Raw genomic sequence first — 2,239 nt, 5'->3', positions numbered from 1 at the left:
CGCCAAGCTTGTTCAGCTTCGCTTCGCGCTCCTGGTCTGCAAACAAGCTGGTTTTGATCATCGGAAGAAGGTCAGTGTTGGCTCTGCGACATCATGCCATTTTCGGTGAAGTTTTTCGAGATCCCCACTCATCGACGTGGAAGCAGCGCTGGCTGCTGACAAGATCGGCTCCATGATGGCAATGGTGAACGCTCATTGGCCGCCGCTTCATGTCACGGTAATCGACACGGACTTGGCTTTGCCTGAACTTGTGCGACACCTTCGTCAGTTTATCTATGTTGAAACTGAAACTGGCGAAGAACTGACCCTGCGCTTCGCCGACGGTGCGGTCTTGCCTGCGCTGGCACTTCATCTGAGCGCAGCTCAGTGGAGCGCACTTGCTGCACCGCTTAAGACTTGGCGTGTGCACAGTCGAGACGCTGGCATGAATAAATTGCCATCGCCGACCTTGGGAAAAGACACACCTGCCATGCCATTCGTGCTAACTGACGGTCAGGTTGCTGCACTTAAGGACGCCATGGGGGCGGACAGGTTGCTCGCAAATCTCCGAAACATGTGGCCAAGCCAAGAGTTTGGAAGGAGCCCTATGGAAGCCTTCAGCTGGGCCAGTGATGCTCGCGCAATGTGGCTTGCTGCGGGCCGTGCTGATGACGCGTTACTTCTCAAATTCGCGCTTGGAGTGTTCGAAACAAAAGGCCGAATACTTCGTCTTTCCAATCTCGCTGCGATAGTAGCTCAGCCCAACCTGGAACAAGTTTGGGAGGACCTTCGCAAGTTTGTTGAGCTCAATAATTATGAAAGTCAAAACGAATAGGGAGCGCCAAGGTAGCGCACCTTTTCTTGCCACGCTGAGGGCTGCGTTAGGCGTTTAGGCATGCTGCTAAAATGAAGGTTCGTGATGCTACGTGTGCTAACGGCTTCCGTTTTTGACGACTGGCTCTGGAACCTAAAGGAAAAGGCGGCCGCCGGTTCCATCCAAGTACTATCGCGCGTGCGCGTAGCGGAAGCTTTGGCGGCTGTGCTGCGGTTGGTGGTGGCGTCTCGGAAATGCGGATTCACCTTGGCCCCGGTTACAGAATCTACTTTGCGAGATGTGGCATGGAGATAGTCATCTTGCTAGCAGGTGAGGACAAGTCTTCTCAGCGTGACGACATCAAGCGAGCACGGCAACTATTGCGTGATATACGAGGCATAGAATGACAATTCAGCTGACAGAATGGGACGGCTCAAAGTATTTGCAGACGTGCGAGGACGTGGGCTTATATTTGACAGCTTGTTTTACTGAGGGCGGCAGCGACGCTGCCTTGCTTGCCCAGGCGTTGGACGATATCGCCCGCTCCTCTGGCTTGGCGCAACTCGCCGGGGAAAGCGGGATCGATGCCCATGAATTGGCTCAATCGCTTTCTCCGGGCGGGCTCCCCAGTTTTGAAGCCGTGCTGAAATTGGTTCGCATGCTTGGACTTCAGTTCAGAATCGAGCCATGCGCTGCATAGCTGGCGCATCTACTGCTTGCCATGCTTCGAGGTTTGCCAGGAGTTGGTCCGCGTGATTGAGTGCGGCACCAACATGCTCAGTATATTCCCACCGTAAGTCAGGGTCACATTCAGAAGTCATACGACGCTCTAGCACTAACAGGTCGCGTAGCAGTTTAAGCGCAGCCTGCATGGGATAGAAGGAATTGACTGCCTGCAAGATCAAGGCTGCGTTTCCGCGATCATGAGGGTGCGCCAGGACTGCGCTCTCCTTCCAGGCTGCGCTGGGTATCCGGGCAACCACGAACCCCTGCGAATCGACGATGAGGGTAGTCTTACCGTGGTCGGCCTGGCACGGTTGGATTTGGAAAGGTAAAGACGAGTGCGGGAGTCCGGTGTCGGGTTGCATGCGATATCTCTACAGTTGATCCTTGCTGGGTCTGCAACAGGCGATTCACTATGAGCAGCAGGTTCAGGTAAGCGATCGGTCTTATTTAGAAGCGACGGCGAAAGAATAGTTCCACTGCTTTCCCGGCAGCGCGACACTGCTACGTTCCAATTCGCTATATTCTAGGTTTCACCGAATAGCTCAGGAATCTCCTCCTGCATGAATAATAGGCTAAGGGCTATGACCAGTCCGGGGGCTTGCTTGGCCTTACGTTGCGCCCGCTCAAAGTAGCGTTGCCAAAGCAGTGCCATCATCGCCGAACCCCTAGCCCCCGAGGAGCCCCAGTGGAAAGCGATCTGCTCGACTTCCTGGTCCAGCC

4 protein-coding genes are annotated in these 2,239 nt (G+C 54.7%); 3 read left to right on the top strand and 1 reads right to left on the bottom strand.

The window, feature by feature from the left end; genetic code table 11:
- Nucleotides 1-136: 136 nt before the first annotated feature.
- From GTP77_RS29635 to GTP77_RS29625, 3 genes are all read left to right on the top strand, one after another.
- Nucleotides 137-814 carry a DUF4123 domain-containing protein gene (locus GTP77_RS29635; protein WP_161075732.1) on the top strand — a complete coding sequence of 226 codons (678 nt, stop codon included), beginning with the start codon at nt 137-139 and terminating at the stop codon, nt 812-814.
- A 119-nt stretch (nt 815-933) separates the two neighbouring features.
- Entirely contained in the window at nt 934-1,200 is a 267-nt protein-coding gene (locus GTP77_RS29630; RefSeq protein ID WP_223149419.1) for a type II toxin-antitoxin system RelE/ParE family toxin, read from the top strand.
- The gene (locus tag GTP77_RS29625) at nt 1,197-1,493 is read left to right on the top strand and encodes an addiction module antidote protein (protein WP_161075731.1); all 297 of its coding nucleotides are present in this window, start codon (nt 1,197-1,199) and stop codon (nt 1,491-1,493) included. The genes GTP77_RS29630 and GTP77_RS29625 overlap by 4 nt, the downstream gene beginning before the upstream one ends.
- A 549-nt stretch (nt 1,494-2,042) precedes the next feature.
- On the opposite strand, the gene GTP77_RS30410 is transcribed toward GTP77_RS29625, so the two are convergent.
- Nucleotides 2,043-2,239, bottom strand: a 197-nt coding sequence (locus GTP77_RS30410) for a hypothetical protein (protein WP_223149418.1), incomplete at its 5' end; no start/stop codon positions are given.

Origin of the sequence: Pseudoduganella aquatica, assembly GCF_009857595.1 — a bacterium.
Taxonomy (GTDB): domain Bacteria; phylum Pseudomonadota; class Gammaproteobacteria; order Burkholderiales; family Burkholderiaceae_D; genus Rugamonas; species Rugamonas aquatica_A.
This window is presented reverse-complemented; position numbering and strand designations above follow the sequence as displayed.

What these genes read in the sequence shown, in the direction of transcription:
- GTP77_RS29625 (WP_161075731.1), top strand. Translation starts at nt 1,197, where the DNA reads ATGACAATTCAGCTGACAGAATGGGACGGCTCAAAGTATTTGCAGACG.